The sequence below is a fragment of the Gordoniibacillus kamchatkensis genome (assembly GCF_000829455.1).
GTDB lineage: Bacteria > Bacillota > Bacilli > Paenibacillales > NBRC-103111 > Gordoniibacillus > Gordoniibacillus kamchatkensis.
Window position 1 is genome coordinate 1 of record NZ_JXAK01000060.1, and the last position, 15,734, is coordinate 15,734.

Sequence of the window (15,734 nt, forward strand, 5' to 3'; positions counted from 1 at the left end):
CGGACGGCACGCGCGCCGTGACAGTCGTCGGCACGAAGCCGAAGTAGCGGCCGAGAATCGAGTCCGACGTGCCTCCGGCTGCCGGCCCGCCGCTCGGTGAACAGCTGCAGCAGCCGGCGCGAGCCGAACGTAACGTCGTCGGACGGCACGCGCGCCGTGACAGTCGTCGGCACGAAGCCGAAGTAGCGGCCGAGAATCGAGTCCGACGTGCCTCCGGCTGCCGGCCCGCCGCTCGGTGCAACGGCCGCGGCGGCTGCTGCAGCTCCCGTCCCTGGCGGGGGCGGCTGCCCGGGGCCGGGGCCGCTGCCGGCAATGAACGGCTTCGCATGCTTCGCCGCCTGGTAGGCGGGAGGATCGAAGACGAACGTCATCGTCATCGTCTCTGCCGGTGCCCCGGTGCGCTCCACAAAGCCCCAATAATAGGCCCGGTTCGTCAGCTCCTTATCGGCCTCGACGGACAGCTTGACCGTGACGTGCGTCGGGGCCTTTTCCACGATGTCGCACTGGTACGCTTCCAAATACGTCAGCACGAAGCTGCGAATTTGCTCGGGGGTCATCGCTCGGCGTTCACCTCCACAGCCGCGCCGCCGATGGCGCCGAGCAAACCGGCGAACGGGCGCTCGCCCCGGTCCGGCGCAGCCTCATCGATGACGGTGCGGAACGTCTCGCCGAGCTCGTCGAGACGCCGCCGCATCTCGTCGTCGGAGCGCGACTCCATCGCCATTTTGAACAGCGACGTCTCGAGCGACGTCTTCTTCTCGAAGCGCTCCAGTATCGTGTCGAGCTCGCCGATGACAGCCTCGAACATGTTGATTTTCTCGTGCAGCAGCGACAAAATATGCTCCTCGATCGTATGCTTCGTGGACAAGTTGTAAATTTTCACGTCGTGCTGCTGGCCGAGCCGGTGCACGCGCCCGATCCGCTGCTCGACGCGCATCGGGTTCCACGGCAAATCGAAGTTGATCATATGGTGGCAAAATTGCAGGTTGATGCCTTCGCCGCCCGCCTCGGTCGCGACCAGCACCTGCGCGCGGCTTTTGAACAAGTCCATCATCCAGTCTTTTTTGCCGCGGTTCATGCCGCCCCGGTACGGCACCGCGATCAGCTTCGCGGCCTTAAAAAACGCCAGCAAATATTCTTGCGTCGCCCGGTATTCGGTGAACACGATCACTTTGTCGCCGATGCCCTGGATGAGCTCCATCGCTTTCTCTGCCTTCGTGTTCGCTTTAATCGCCTTGATGCGCTCGACCAGTTCCCAGATGCGGGCCCGCAGCGGCGAGCCTTCTTCCGTCTTCTTGAACAGGTTGACGAGGGTGATGAATACCGCGTCGCGGGACGAGCACACTTCGCGCTGCAGCGTGACGAGCGCCAGTATGGAGGCGATGTCGCCCTTCGTCTCTTCGTAGCGGGTGCGGACGAAATCGGTTACGCCGTCGTACAGCGCTTGCTCCTCGGCGGAGAGCGTCAGCTCCACATTTTTCACGATTCGGCTTCGTATATTGCACCCCGCCGTCGCCGCGCCGGTTGCGGATCATGACTTTGGACAGCTCCTGCTGCAGCAGCCCTTCGTTTTTCGGCGTGCGCTTCGTCAGCACGAAGTTCGCCTGAAAATTCGTCTGCGCCCCGAGCTGTCCCGGCTTGAGCAGCGTAATGAGGTTGTACAGCTCTTTCAGGTCGTTCTGGATCGGCGTTGCGGTGAGGAGGAGGCAATATTTTTTGCGCAGCTCGTTCACGAATTGGTAATTGCTCGTCTTTTTGTTTTTCAGCTTGTGCGCTTCGTCGATGATGACCATGTCGTAGTCGAGGCTGAGCACGATGTCGCGGTGCGGGTCGCGCTTTGCGGTATCCATCGAGGCGACGATGATGTCGGTCGATTTCCACATGTATTCTTTTTTTTGCGCTGCCGCCGGGATGCCGAACTTCTGGTTCAGCTCCCGCACCCATTGCAGCACGAGCGAGGCGGGGACGAGAATGAGCGCCCGCTTCACCAGCCCGCGCACGACATATTCTTTCAAAATGAGCCCCGCTTCGATCGTCTTGCCGAGCCCGACCTCGTCGGCCAGTATGCCGCGCCCGCGCATGTCGTACAGCACTTTTTTGGCGGTTTCGATCTGGTGCGGCATCGGCGTCAGGGCATGCAAATAACGGAGGCATTGCAAATCCTCGAAGCTGTCGATGAGCTCGGACTTCTCGGCTTCATACGCCAGCTTGAACAAAGCCCAGTTATCCCACGGACCACCTTGCTCGCTCTTCGTCCGCAGCTCCTGCAGCCAGTCGCGGTCCATATGCAGGTAAAGCCCTTCCCGGATCGGGCGCGCGCCCGGTTGTAGCGACGTGTAGACCATGGTGTCCTCCTGAGACGATGGCGATGGCAGACTTACATGCTAGTATGTACCAGCGGGGACGCTTTCATAACCGGGCGGCGATGCGAGGGCTTGTCCGCGATGCGGGCTGACTATGGTAAATGTAAGCGGCCACGGGGGGGGGGGGCGAAATCGATCGCACTGTCGATTTTTTTGCTGTTTGGGCGGGCTTCTTTTGACGGGATGCCTCATATAGTAGTATATGCATGACACTCGGGGGTCCGTGCCATGAGACCGTTGCTCTGCTCTGCTTGCAGAGAGCCCAACTCTTCGAATCGTGAACGGGTACACCGGCCTGACCGATCCAACCGAATATGGGGGATGCCGTATGCTATCGGAGAGGGAAGCGAACATTTTATCCACGTTGGCACAGATGCGCTTTATGACGACTTCGCAAATTCACAGGCTGCACGGCTATTTGGGCGAATACGGCTTGAAAGTGACGAGACGGCTGCTGGTCAAGCTGGAGCAAGACGGGCTCATCATGGCATGGCAGCCGACGAAATATGCGCAGAAAATACACTATTTGACCAAGCTCGGCGCCAAGACGATGGAATATTGCTACGGCTACGAGCACATACCGACGTTCAGGAGGAATGAAAAAGCGCTGCATCAAACCTATGTTTCGGAGGCGTACGTGGCTCTGAAAACCGCAGGGCCCGGGCAGCTTCACCGCTTTGCTATAAATAAAAAATACGGGGAAGTAATCCCCGATGCGGTAATCGATTATGAGTGGAACGGCCGGCTCTATACGATCTATCTCGAGGTGGATACCGGCAACGAAAGTTTATTGTATTTGCGCGATGTCAAGCTGGCGAAATATTTGCGTACGTTTTCCGGATACCCCGATCCGGGGGCCCGGCGGTCCATCGTATTTTTGACGCTGCAAGAGCATCGCAGAAACGCTTTGCGGCGCATGACGGAACCGGACCCGCTGCCGATTTCGGTATTCGGGGTGGAGGAGCTTTCCGCCAATCCGTCTATATTGTTCGATGAGTCCATAATCCCGCGCCGCGAATTTTTTGCCAATTTCGTCCGTCCTCCGCAAACAATCCACGAGGGCCCAGGGTCCGAAGCAAATAATGAAACGCCTCCAAATGATCTCCCATAATCCGTTCGATTGCCGGGGCGAGCCGTCCGGCAGTCGAAAAATGCTCGCCGGGACGAATCCGGTTGATCCGATCGACCTCGGCGCGGTATACGCATGTCAGCTTCAGGCCGGCCAGCGCGGCTTTGACCTGGGCCACCCCGGGCGACGCCAAGCCGCCGCTTCCGATCGCTTCGAGCGCTCTCCTGCTGATGGCGTGCGGCACGGCAACGAGCGATCCGACGCCGAGCTCTTTGCGGTCAATGGCCAAATTCAGGGCATATTTGAGCAACGTGACGTCGTTCAACGGGTAGCGCAAATACAAATAATGATTCAGGTCGTTCAGCGCCACGTCGACGCCGTCCGCTACCGCTTTGGCATAAGGAAACAGATGATTGGCCGGCAGCGCGAAATCCCCGTCGATAAAAAGCAGGATGTCTCCTTGCGCCGCCATTGCTCCCACCGCGCGCCCGACATCGTTGCCGAGCGCTTCGCGGACCAGAATCACTTTGGCGCCCTCCGCCGCTGCGAGGCCGGCCGACCCGTCCGTGGAGCCGTTGACGACGGCGATAATCTCCGAAGGCTCGATTTTGCGCGCTTCCCGAATGACATGGCGTATCGTCGCTTGCTCGTTCTGCACCGGAATGACGATCGACAAACGTTGTCCCCCGTAAAGCCGGGATGTGCCGGAGACGGCGCTCCAGCCTATAGCCGCAACTTCCGGCACGCGCCGTCCCGCCGCCAGATCGGCGGCGATATCCCGTCTCCTTCCCCCGTCGTGAAACGGACCGCGGGCGGAAAGACGCGCCGCGGACAAGGCGGCCAAATGGTCTCCGATCATTCGCCGCTCGGAACGCGACAGCTGCAGCGGCGTGCTGAAATGCTCGGCCGGGCGGTAGCGGTTCCGTCTGATCACATCCACCCCGAACCCGTGAGCAATCCGAAACCCGCCTGCGCATATTTTCAAATGGGCCATGATCGGGTTGGCGAGCGTTTCGCATCCGATAGCGTCCAGCACTTTGCCCGTCATGGCGTGCGGGACGGAAAGCGGGGAATCGATATTGAGATCGGGCCTTCCCGTCACGAGATTGAACGTTCGCCTCCAAACCGTTACCGGATGCGGACTCTTTTTCTCGTAGTACAACGAATCCAGATCGTTATAGACGACGTCCGCCGCGCCTCTGGCGATCGGGAGCACGAATTGCAGCAGGACGTCGGAGCGGAAGGCAAAATCGGCATCGACAAACAGTACGATGTCCCCTGTCGCCCGTAATGCCCCTAACGCTCTGCCGACATCGTTTCCTAACGGTTCGTCATCCTCGATGACCGTGCAGCCGAACTCCCGGGCGATTTGCGCCGTACGGTCGGTGCAGCCGTTGGCGACGACAATGATTTCGTGCGGACGGATACCCCGGCAGGCGGCAAGCACATCGCAGATCGTATCCGCTTCGTTGCGGGCCGGAATGACGACGGAAACGCGGCGCTGGTCCAGTTCGGCCATGTCAATCTTCCTCCTTGGGCAACGCTGCGGCGCTTGCGCGGAACCAGGCGATCGTCTGCCGCAAACCTTCCTCGAGCGCAACGTGCGGATGGTAGCCGAACAACTGCTGAGCCTTCAAAATGCTGGGCAACCGGCGGGGAACTTCTTCAAAGCCGTCCGGAAAAATGCGCTCGTACGGAACCGTTACGATGGCGGACGTCGATTTCGCCAGCTTGCGAATGATGCGGGCAAGATCGGCGATCGCGATTTCTTCGTCGCAGCCGATATTGACAACGCAAGGACCGGCGCTGTACTGCATGGCCGCAATAGTTGCATCCACGGCATCGCTGACGTACGTAAAGCTTCGGGTCTGGCTGCCGTCCCCGTATACGACGATGTCGTCCCCTTTGAGGGCCGACGCGATGAATTTCGCTACAACGCCTCCATACAGCCCTTGCTTTTGACGGGGGCCGTAGACGTTGAAATAGCGGACGATTGCGACCGGCAAGCCTTTCTTTGCGTAGCCGAGACACAAATATTCCTCAAGCGCCTTGCCTACGGCGTAACTCCAGCGAAGCTTCTGCGTAGGACCGAAAACGAGATCCGCCGATTCGGCAAACGGGGGAGTCCCTTTGCCGTAAACTTCGGAGGTCGAGGCGAACAGCACCTTTTTGCCGTGCGCCAGCGCCGCTCTCAGCACGTGGATCGTCCCGGCGACGTTGTTTTCCAGCATGTCGGCCGGCGACTCCATCGTCCTCCTCACTCCGAGCAGAGCGGCCATATGATAGACGCAGTCGTGACCGGCGACAAGGCTGCGGACCAAGCTTTCGTCCTGAAGATCGCCTTTGAGATAGCGGCAGCCGATGCTGCCGCCGCTATCCAAGCCCTTGTTGTCGATAATCGTGACCTCGCAGCCCATGGAGACGAGCCGCTGCGCAAGATGGTAGCCGATAAAACCGCCGCCACCAGTAATTAAACAGCTCTCAGGCCGACTAGGCATTGACTTTGCCTCCTTTCCCGGCGTCGTGCAGCACACCGCGGGTATCGATCAGGACACGCGCGTTTGCTTTCACGGCCGCCCAATCGATATCGGAATGGTCCGTAACGATGACTACGGCGTCGAAGCCGGCTATCGCATCCTGCGTTAATTCCACCGAATCGCAGCGCCGTCCGTCCAGTTCGAGGCGGGGGACGTGCGGATCGTGATACTGTACGTCGCAGCCGAGATCCAAGAGCGTCCGGAAAATGTCGAGCGCCGGGGATTCGCGCGTATCGTTCACGTCTTTTTTATAGGCAACGCCTATCAAGAGAATGGACGCGTTCGCCGGCTCCTCGCCATGATCGCAGTTCAACGCGGCTTGAATCCGGCTTACGACTTCCTTCGCCATGCGCCTGTTGACCGCGTCGGCGGCGGCGATCAGCGTGCTGGACAGCCCGTACTGCTTCGCTTTCCATTGAAAATATAACGGATCGACCGGGATGCAATGCCCCCCGATCCCGGGGCCCGGTTCGTACGGCGTAAAGCCGAACGGCTTCGTCGCTACCGCGCGCAGCGCTTCGCGAAAATCGATATCCATCCTGCGGCACAGCATTTCCATCTCGTTGACAAGCGAAATGTTGACGAGCCTCTGAATATTTTCGAACAGCTTGCAAAGTTCCGCCACCCGCGGAGAACTGACCGGAACGACCGTATCGAACAGCTGCCGGTACAAATCGCACGTCCGGCGAAGGCATGCCGGCGTATAGCCGCTGACGACTTTCGGAATTTGGCGCAATTCGAATCGCGCGTTGCCGGGGTCGATCCGTTCCGGCGAATATCCGGCAAAAAAATCCGTTCCCGCCGTCAGACCGCTTTGCGATAATATCGGCACTACGACTTCCTCCAACGTTCCCGGAAATGTGGTGCTTTCGCATATGACCGTCTGGCCCGGCGCCAAATGGCGGGCGATGTAAGCCGACGCGCTTTTCAGCGCCTTCAAGTCCGGCACTCTTTTTTTGTTGACCGGAGTAGGCACCGTAACGACGATATGGGTCGCGCGTCCGATCGTGTGCGACGGCAGGGAGAAATCGAGCTTTTTGTCCCGAACGAGCATCCGGATTCGTTCCGAAGAAACGTCGGGGATATAGCTTTGACCGAGCAGGAGACTGGCGATTTTTTTAAATTCGACATCGTATCCGCATACTTCAAACCCTCTCTCGGCGAAATGAACCGCCAGCGGAAGTCCGACATAGCCGAGCCCTACAATAGCGATGCGATAGCAGGATTTATACGTCATGTTCCTTTTCCTTTCAAAAATGATATGGCTGCGGCGTTGCGTTCCGTGTCGGGGAAGCCGCCACGCGGGCCTTTTAACCGCAGCAAATAATCGATGGCCTCCAAATGATCCCCGATGATGCGTTCGAAAGCCGGAATACGGTTGCCTTCCGCCGCATGATCCGTTCGCGGACGGTTGGGCGTAACGACATCTACGGCATGCGCCGCCTGCAGACGGCATCCCGCCAGAGCCGCTTTTGCCTGCGCTAGGGGAGGGATCACCAGACAGTCGCAGCCGATCCGGGAGAGGATCGTTCTGCTTAAAGCGTGTGGCACCGCCGTTAACGAATTGTTGAGCAATTCCGGCTTGCCCAGGCATATATTGAGAAAATATTTGACCGCGCTGATCGGATCGACCGGCCGGAAACGCCGGAAAAGCGTCTCCATATCGTTAAAAGCGACATCGGCGCCCTGCTCTACCGCCTGGATAAACGGAACCAGATCCTGAGGCGGGACGACGAAGTCGCCGTCGACAAACAGGCACACATCCCCGGTGCTGCACGCCGCCCCGATTGCACGCCCGACATTATGGCCGAGCGGACGGCCGAACACCATCACTCGGGCTCCGGCTTCCATGGCGCCCCGCACCGTGCGGTCATCGGCCCCGTTGGCGACGACGATAATTTCGTCCACGCCGGCGGCACGAACGGAGCGGACGACGTCTTTGATCGTCCGGCCTTCTTCCATGACGGGAATGACCGCGCTTCTTTTGGCTTTCGTCTTTGCAGACGGGGGGACGTAGTGACGGAGGAACCCGCGGTCGCGGATTCCTTCCGAAAATTCTCCTCTCGGGCCCAGACGGCCCGTCATAAAGTGCAGCGCTTCGAGGTGGTCTCCGATAATGCGGGTCGTCGACTTCGGATAAACGGAATGCTCGCTGCGGGCGCTGTGCGCCGGACGCAGCTTGTTCTGGCGAATGACGTCGACCGATGCCGGACAAACGAAGGAAAGCTGCTTCAAAGAGGCGATCGCTTGCGCAAAACAAGGATTGGACAAGTTCTCGAACCCGATCGCGTCTACGGCCTTTTTGCTCATCGCATGAGGAACGGCCACCAAGGAGTTCGCTCCAAGCTCCGGCCGGCGCAGCATTCGGTTGAAAGCGACCTTGGCTGCGGCGGTATAATGGGGGATGGGGCTGAGCAACAAGGACCAGTTCATTTCGTTCAAGGCGATGTCGTACCCTTGCTCGATCGCCCGCACGAAAGGGAGAAGCTGCGCATGCGGAATCGGGATATCCCCGTCGAGGAACAAAAGGATGCTTCCCTTCGCATGATAAGCCCCGACGCTGCGTCCGACGTCGTTGCCCAAAGCCTGCGCGTACTCGTAAACGGCACACCCCTTTGAAAGGCAAATTTCCTTTGTCCGGTCGCTTGATCCGTTCGCCACGACGATGATTTCGAGCGGCGACAAGCGCTGCGCCTCGGCGACGACTTCGCCGATCGTATCCGCCTCGTTCTGCGCGGGGATTATGACCGATAAAGAGCTGGTCATAATGCCGAATCACTCGGAATCCGGACGTAAGAAATCATGTCCAGGCTTACCGTGACGTCCTCGGCCCCGCCGTATCCGGGATATTGCGCGGTGCGGACCGCGACTGCCGCGTCCGTGGCCGCGAGCAGTATTCCGGATACATGTTCCGCCGGAGTGACGACCGTAACCTGTTCTCCGGTATGCAGAAGTAGTTCTTGTTCAAACATGCTGTTTCGCTCCTTTGCCAGTGGTTTATAACGGGCGGATGCTTGCCGTCGAACGGAACGGAACAAGCAGCTGCGACGCCCGGGTTTCCTGAATGGCCATAAAGTCGTCGGCGACGCGAATGACCGTACCCGATACGGTTCCCGCAGTAGTCGTTACGACAACGGATTTGTTCACGTACTGCCGGGCAATATCGCGGAATTGTGCGTTATGCGCATTTTCCACGGCTCTGCCGACGAAGCTCGAAAATTTTTGCGAGTACAGCTCTCTGCGCAGGTCACGGCGGATTCCGGCGCGCAGCGCATCCAATTTGCGGTTCATGGCAGTGATGCTGCGGTTCGTTTCCAGCCGCACCGCTCTGCGGATCGCCTGAAGATCGGGCTTGGATGCGGGAACGCCTTCTATTTTTCAATTGTTTCAAACTTCCTTTCAGTCCGAATTCGCTTTTGATTACAACATTCATGCTCGAACACTCCCCTTTGAAAGATTAGGTTATCGAGAGACTGACCGTTTGCCTATCAATCTTTCAATCTCATCACCTCCGCTGCATTTGTAGCCATGATATGGCGGCCGGCAGCCGTATGCCTGGGTACGCATCCAACGCATGCCAAGATTGGTGTCTTACCTAGAAGCCGATCCGAATACATAATGATTTGGGGCTTTCGCAGACACTGCGCGGAGGTTTTCCAAACGCGCTTCGCTCTAGCCGCGGCCATGTTGTCGACGCAAGTGTCGCCTAGGATACCGAAGGCGCCACTCCAGCGGGTATCGCAGTGTCTGTTTCCAAAGCTTGCCGTCCTAAGGCGCTTTTCTCGGGCGGGCGATTGGAGTAAGATTAGAAGACAACAAAAGCTAAGGGGAAGGACAATCGATGGATACTTGGCGCTTCATACATACAGGAAACCGCAGTCCTGCGGAAAATATGGCGATCGACGAGGCGGTATTGACCGCCCACAGCGAAGGGCTCGTGCCGCCGACGGTAAGATTTTACGGCTGGGCGCCGGCGACGCTGTCGATCGGTTATTTTCAAAAGGCGACGGAGCTCGATTTCGAAGCTATCGCCGCCGAAGGCGTCGGCTTCGTGCGCCGTCCGACCGGAGGGCGGGCGGTGCTGCACGATGCCGAGCTGACGTACAGCATCATCGTCGCGGAGTCGTATCCGGGCATTCCGGCGAACGTGACGGAGGCGTACCGCGTGCTGAGCGAAGGGCTGCTGCTCGGCTTTCGCGGGCTCGGGCTTGACGCCAGGATGGTGCAGCTGGCTAGCGAGGAGGACAAGCAGGCGTACGCGTCGCCGGGCTCGGCGGCGTGCTTCGATTCGCCTTCGTGGTACGAGCTTGTCGTTGAGGGGCGCAAAGTGGCCGGCAGCGCGCAGACGCGGCACAAAGGCGTCGTGCTGCAGCACGGCTCGATTTTGCTCGATATGGATACGGACAGGCTGTTCCGCCTGCTGCGGTTTTCCAGCGATAAAGTGGCGGAGCGCATGAAACGCAGCTTCTCGCAAAAAGCGGTCGCCATCAACGACGTGATGCGCGCGCTGGGGCGGAGCGAGATCGGGCTGCCCGCAGCGGAAAACGCCTTCCGCGCCGGCATCGCCGCCGCTCTTGGCGTCACGCTTCAGGACGGCGCGCTCACGCCGCGCGAAGAGGCGCTTGCTGCGGAGCTGGTGGCGAGCAAATACGGAACCGAGGAATGGAACTTGCGTCGTTAGGCGTGACGAGGACCGTAATGCGGTCCGTAGGCGGCTTCAGGCTGCGCAGGAAAAATGCACGAAAAGGGGCAGCGCCGGAATCGGACAAGTATCGGGACGACGGCGCCGGAGATTGCGGCTTGTTTTGCGATTTTGGCGCTATGGAGACATGTATGCGCAACATTCGATATGGGGGAGGAGGCAGAGACGGATGTCGAGGGACGGGGAACAACGCGCCATCGAAGCGACGGCAGGGCTTCCTCCTACCGTCGGCTCGCTGCGGGACGATATGCGGGCGCTAGGTATTCGGGAAGGGATGACGCTGCTTGTCCATTCGTCGCTCACTTCGCTCGGTTGGGTCGTCGGCGGGGCGCAGGCGGTCGTCATGGCATTGCTGGAAGCGGTAGGAGAGAGCGGCACGCTGATGATGCCGACGCAAACGGGCGGGCTGTCCGAGCCTTCGCTCTGGACGAACCCGCCCGTACCTGAGGCGTGGTGGCCGGTCATCCGCGCGCATATGCCGGCTTACGACCCGGCGGTTACGCCGACACGCAGCATGGGCGCTATCGCAGAAACGTTCCGGACGTGGCCAGGGACGATTCGCAGCTCGCACCCGCACGTCTCGTTCGCCGCCCGCGGCCCGCTTGCGGAGCAGCTGCTCGCCGGACATAGCTTGACCGACGGCCTCGGCGAACGGTCGCCGCTCGCCCGCATGTACGCCGCCGGCGGCTCGGTGCTGCTGCTCGGCGTCGGCCACGGCAACAACACTTCGCTGCATCTTGCCGAATACCGGGCCGATTATCCCGGCAAGGAAGCCCGTGAATTCGCCGCGCCGTTCATGACGGACGGGCAAAGAGAATGGATTGCGTATATGGACATCAACCTCAATTCCGACGATTTCGCCGAAATCGGGCAAGCTTTTGGCGTGGCCACCGGCTTGATCCGGCACGGACGCGTCGGGATGGCGCAGGCGCAGCTCATGCCGCAGCGGGAGCTGGTCGATTATGCCGTCCGCTGGATGTTGCAAAATCGGCAGGCGAGGGCATAGGCGTAAGCAATCAGGTCTCAAACCCGCCGCTGCCCGGCAATGGGGCCTAACCGCCATCCTACCGCCCTAAGCAAGCGGGGCTCCAAGCGCCGTCCGCCGCTATACGAGGGCAATGGCTTCGGCAAACGCCCGCTGCAGCTGACGGGTTACTGTGCCCGGCTTGCCGCTGCCGACGGGACGGCCGTCGACGGCAACGATCGGCGTTACCTCGACGGTCGTGCCGGTAAGGAACAGCTCGTCCGCATTTGCCAGTTCGTCCAGCGTGAACGGCTTTTCCAGTGCCGGCAGTTCAAGCTGCCGCGCGAGCTTCAGCACAAAGGCGCGGGTAACGCCGTGTAAAATGAGATGGTTCGCAGGGTGCGTGCGAATGACGCCGTCCTTCACCATCATGACGTTCGAGGCGGAGCATTCCGTCACCGTGCCGCCGCGATGCCAAATGACGTCATCCGCGCCGCGGTCGAGCGCCTCCTGCTTGGCCATCGTGTTCGGCAGCAGATTGAGCGTCTTAAGATCGCAGCGAAGCCAGCGGATGTCTTCGAGCGTAACGGCCGTAATGCCGTTCTCCATGACGGCTACGGGACGCGGGTAGTCTTTGCAGTACGCCAGCAGAACCGGCTCGACGTCTTTCGGGAACTGATGGATACGGGGCGCCTCGCCGCGCGTAATTTGCATATAGAGGATGCTTTCTTGCGTCCCTTCTTTCTCGAGCAGCCGGTCGAGCAGCTCCGAAAGTTCGGGCATTGTCCACGGGAGCTTCAGCTTCGTTCCGTGCGCCGTCCGCTCCAGCCGGTCCAAATGCGCCGCTTTCTCAAAAAATCGGCCGTTATACACCCGGAACACCTCATAGATCCCGTCGCCGAATACATAGCCTCGATCATCCGGCGATACGCTGACGTCCGATTTTTGGACGAGATCGCCTTTCCACAGCATCCACATCGCTTGCTTCCTCCCTAGGTTTCGGAATCGATGTACCTAAGTGTAGCAGGCGCTTCGCCACACAGTCAAAGGGGGTGTTTCGTCCATAGGGCTGCAGTATGATTTTCGATGATTGGCACCATAGTTCGACAGTCCTCTAGGCTGAATCTCGCGAATATTGTAAAATCTTCTCAGCTTACGACATTCGAAAAAGAGAGCTAGAGCCCGAAAAGAAGAGATATCGGTGGCGTAGCTTGTCCCAATCGGGAAAAATCCACCTTCGGCCACTCGAAACACAATATATAGTGAGGTATAATGAAATTCGCACACAACATCTTGTAATCGTGCTCAAGCATATGATGAATGGATCAAACATAGTCGTAGGAGGCGTTGCGGTTTGGAAACAGTGCAGACGAACAAAACGAAGCGGTTGGAGGGCCTAAGCGAGAAAATATTTTTGGACCGGTATGCGCTGAAAGACGCCGATACGAGCCATACGAAAGTCGGCGACGTCGTGCTCGTGCTTACGAAAGACGATCCGAAATTTCCGGCCAAGGAAGTCGGCGAAGTCATCGCCCGCAATGGCCGCAACGTAACCGTGAAGCTGCGCAGCGGGGAGACCGTCGAATCGACGATCGAGAAGCTGACGCTCAATATAGAGAAAACGCCGGAACAAATGTGGGACCGTTTGGCGCGCGCCATGGCGTCCGTCGAAGCGACCCCGGAGAAAAAGCAGGAGTGGACCGAGAAATTCCGTTACATACTGGACGATTGGAAGCTCGTCCCCGGCGCCGCATTGCGGCAGGCGCCGATGCGAGCGACGAACTGACGCTGTTCAACTGCTATGTCATCCCGTCCCCGCACGACAGCCGGGGCGGCATTATGGCCACGCTGAGCGAAATGACCGAAATCATGTCGCGCGGCGGCGGTGTCGGGATCAACTTGTCTTCGCTGCGTCCGCGCCGCTCGCTCGTGCGAGGCGTTAACGGCTCCTCCAGCGGCGCCGTCTCGTGGGGAGGGCTGTTCAGCTATACGACCGGCCTGATCGAGCAGGGCGGTTCCCGCCGCGGCGCGCTTATGCTCATGATCAACGACTGGCATCCGGACGTCGTCGACTTCATTACGGTGAAGCAGACGATGGGCCAGATTACGAACGCCAACTTGTCGGTTTGCGTCAGCAACGCGTTCATGAAAGCCGTGAAGGAAGACCTGGATTGGGAGCTCGTGTTCCCGGATACGTCCGACCCGGAGTACAACGACGTATGGAACGGCGACCTCGACGCCTGGAAAAAGCTCGGCAAAAAAGTCCGCACGTACCGCACCGTCAAAGCGCGCGACGTCTGGCACACGATCATCGAGTCCGCATGGAAATCGGCGGAGCCGGGCGTCGTCTTCATGGAATATTACAATCAGATGTCCAACAGCTGGTACTTCAACCCGATCATCTGCACGAACCCGTGCGGCGAGCAAGGGCTTCCGGCTTGGGGCGTGTGCAACTTGTCGGCCATCAACTTGGCCAAGTTTTACGATGCCGAGAAGCATGACGTCGCTTGGGAGGAGCTTGGCAAGACGGTCCGTTATTCGACTCGTTTCCTCGATAACGTTATTGACAAGACGCCGTATCATTTTGAAGAAAACCGCGAGAACCAGCAGGGCGAACGCCGCGTCGGCCTCGGCACGATGGGGCTTGCCGAGCTGATGATCAAGCTGGAAGTGCGTTACGGCTCGCCGGAATCGCTGGAATTCCTCGACAAGCTGTACGGCTTTATGGCCAAGGAAGCGTATCTCGCTTCGGCCGAGATCGCCGGCGAGAAAGGTTCGTTCAAGCATTTCCAGGCCGACAAGTTTTTCCAGAGCGGCTTTATGAAAAACATGCTGAGCGTATATCCGGAAGTGGGAGCCGCCATCAAGAAACACGGCATGCGCAACGTCACCGTCATCACCCAGGCGCCGACCGGCTCCACGGGAACGATGGTCGGCACGTCGACCGGCATCGAGCCTTATTTCGCGTTCGAGTACTACCGCCAAAGCCGTCTCGGCTTCGACAAGCAGTACGTGCCGATCGCGCAGGAGTGGAAAGATGCGCATCCGGGCGAGGAACTGCCTGACTATTTCGTGACGTCGATGGATCTGTCTGCCGAAGACCATATCCGGGCACAGGCAGCGATCCAGCGCTGGGTCGACAGCTCGATCTCGAAGACGGCAAACTGCCCGTCCGACTTTACGGTCGAAGAGACGAAGCGGCTGTACGAGCTCGCGTTCGATCTCGGCTGCAAAGGCGTGACGATTTACCGCGACGGCAGCCGCGACGTGCAGGTGCTCAGCACCGACAAGAAAGAAGATAAGAAGGACGACGCGGCGAAAAACGCTGCCGCCGCCGAAGCGCCGGCAACGTCCGATGCGGCTGCGGAATCGGCCGTGCTCACCGGCATCGCGAACGCACTGTCCGTCTCGATCGACGCCAAAACCGAGCAAGCTTTCGATAAAGAATATAAGCGCCGCCCGCAAATTTTGCGCGGAGCGACGTACAAGTACAACACGCCGCTTGGCATGGCGTACATCACGATCAACGATATGAACGGTTCGCCGAGCGAGCTGTTCATGAACGTAGGCAAAGCCGGCTCCGACGTGTTTGCGATGTCCGAAGCGCTTGGCCGCGTCATCTCCTTGTTCCTCCGCTACGGCGACCACGGCAACAAGGTGAAGCTGCTCGTCAAGCATTTGAAAGGCATCGGCGGCTCCGGTGCGATCGGCTTCGGCCCGAACCGCGTCGAATCGATCGCCGACGCCGTCGCCAAAGCGCTCGAAGCGCATGAAGAAGCGCGCGAAAACAGCGCCGAGCCGTACATCACGGCAACGCAGGAAGTGCTGGACATCCAGGCGGCTCCGGCACCGGCAGCCTCTCATGGCGGCCATGGCCACAGCCACCACCATCCGGCCATGTCGCTCGACTTGTGCCCCGGCTGCGGCTCCGCCTCGCTGATCAACGTCGAGGGATGCAAGACATGCTCGAACTGCGGCTATAGCAGATGTTAAACCGGGTGTAAACGAAAATAAAAATAAAATAGCCTTTCTCCTTGATATAATAACACTCGCTACATATACACGTGTATATGTAGCGAGTGTTATTTTTAGGTATGGA

Annotated in this window: 12 protein-coding genes and 2 pseudogenes; 5 read left to right on the plus strand and 9 right to left on the minus strand. The window is 59.2% G+C overall.

Translation table 11 applies throughout. The annotated features are described in order from the left end of the window. Together SD70_RS26140 and SD70_RS26145 are read right to left on the minus strand one after the other, a co-directional pair. The coding region (locus SD70_RS26140) for a YqhG family protein (protein ID WP_231571548.1) at positions 1 to 557 on the minus strand (557 nt) is incomplete at its 3' end. Then, positions 554 to 2,285: pseudogene (locus SD70_RS26145) on the minus strand (DEAD/DEAH box helicase). The gene SD70_RS26140 and the pseudogene SD70_RS26145, both read right to left, overlap by 4 nt. A 406-nt stretch (positions 2,286 to 2,691) precedes the next feature. Between SD70_RS26145 and SD70_RS38655 the strand changes: the two are divergent. Continuing rightward, positions 2,692 to 3,195 (plus strand): annotated as a pseudogene (locus SD70_RS38655) (replication-relaxation family protein); the annotation flags it as partial. Positions 3,196 to 3,343: 148 nt separating this feature from the next. On the opposite strand, the gene SD70_RS26155 reads toward SD70_RS38655, so the two are convergent. From SD70_RS26155 to SD70_RS26180, 6 genes are read right to left on the minus strand one after another with little or no spacing between them, the layout of a single operon-like run. After that, positions 3,344 to 4,951 (minus strand): glycosyltransferase family 2 protein, encoded by a 1,608-nt coding sequence (locus SD70_RS26155; protein WP_052487896.1) that lies wholly within the window; start codon positions 4,949 to 4,951, stop codon positions 3,344 to 3,346. Between the two features lies 1 nt (position 4,952). Continuing rightward, the gene (locus SD70_RS26160) at positions 4,953 to 5,930 is read right to left on the minus strand and encodes an NAD-dependent epimerase/dehydratase family protein (RefSeq protein WP_041051115.1); all 978 of its coding nucleotides are present in this window, start codon (positions 5,928 to 5,930) and stop codon (positions 4,953 to 4,955) included. Further along, on the minus strand, positions 5,923 to 7,206 hold the full coding sequence (locus SD70_RS26165) for a nucleotide sugar dehydrogenase (RefSeq protein ID WP_052487897.1): 1,284 nt from the start codon (positions 7,204 to 7,206) through the stop codon (positions 5,923 to 5,925). The genes SD70_RS26160 and SD70_RS26165 overlap by 8 nt, the downstream gene beginning before the upstream one ends. After that, positions 7,203 to 8,735: a glycosyltransferase family 2 protein gene (locus SD70_RS26170; RefSeq protein WP_041051117.1), complete on the minus strand. Its 1,533-nt coding sequence runs from the start codon at positions 8,733 to 8,735 to the stop codon at positions 7,203 to 7,205. The genes SD70_RS26165 and SD70_RS26170 overlap by 4 nt, the downstream gene beginning before the upstream one ends. After that, on the minus strand, positions 8,732 to 8,941 hold the full coding sequence (locus SD70_RS26175; RefSeq protein WP_041051118.1) for a hypothetical protein: 210 nt from the start codon (positions 8,939 to 8,941) through the stop codon (positions 8,732 to 8,734). Before SD70_RS26175 ends, SD70_RS26170 begins: the two co-directional genes overlap by 4 nt. 25 nt (positions 8,942 to 8,966) lie before the next feature. Next, the gene (locus tag SD70_RS26180) at positions 8,967 to 9,293 is read right to left on the minus strand and encodes a DUF2642 domain-containing protein (protein WP_041051120.1); all 327 of its coding nucleotides are present in this window, start codon (positions 9,291 to 9,293) and stop codon (positions 8,967 to 8,969) included. A gap of 517 nt (positions 9,294 to 9,810) precedes the next feature. Between SD70_RS26180 and SD70_RS26185 the strand changes: the two genes are divergently transcribed. After that, positions 9,811 to 10,650, plus strand: a complete 840-nt coding sequence (locus SD70_RS26185) for a lipoate--protein ligase family protein (protein WP_041051121.1) — start codon at positions 9,811 to 9,813, stop codon at positions 10,648 to 10,650. Positions 10,651 to 10,840: 190 nt separating this feature from the next. Continuing rightward, a complete protein-coding gene (locus SD70_RS26190) occupies positions 10,841 to 11,677 on the plus strand; it encodes an aminoglycoside N(3)-acetyltransferase (protein ID WP_041051123.1) in 837 nt (278 codons plus the stop codon). Between the two features lie 99 nt (positions 11,678 to 11,776). Here the strand turns inward: SD70_RS26190 and dat are convergent, their stop codons facing one another. Then, positions 11,777 to 12,613, minus strand: coding sequence for a D-amino-acid transaminase (gene dat, locus SD70_RS26195; protein WP_394298020.1), 837 nt, complete (start codon positions 12,611 to 12,613; stop codon positions 11,777 to 11,779). A gap of 376 nt (positions 12,614 to 12,989) precedes the next feature. Between dat and SD70_RS40515 the strand changes: the two genes are divergently transcribed. Both SD70_RS40515 and SD70_RS26200 read left to right on the plus strand, forming a co-directional pair. Beyond that, positions 12,990 to 13,421: a hypothetical protein gene (locus SD70_RS40515; protein WP_394298021.1), complete on the plus strand. Its 432-nt coding sequence runs from the start codon at positions 12,990 to 12,992 to the stop codon at positions 13,419 to 13,421. Then, the gene (locus SD70_RS26200; RefSeq protein ID WP_394298022.1) at positions 13,331 to 15,628 is read left to right on the plus strand and encodes an adenosylcobalamin-dependent ribonucleoside-diphosphate reductase; all 2,298 of its coding nucleotides are present in this window, start codon (positions 13,331 to 13,333) and stop codon (positions 15,626 to 15,628) included. The genes SD70_RS40515 and SD70_RS26200 overlap by 91 nt, the downstream gene beginning before the upstream one ends. The last annotated feature ends 106 nt before the right edge of the window (positions 15,629 to 15,734 follow it).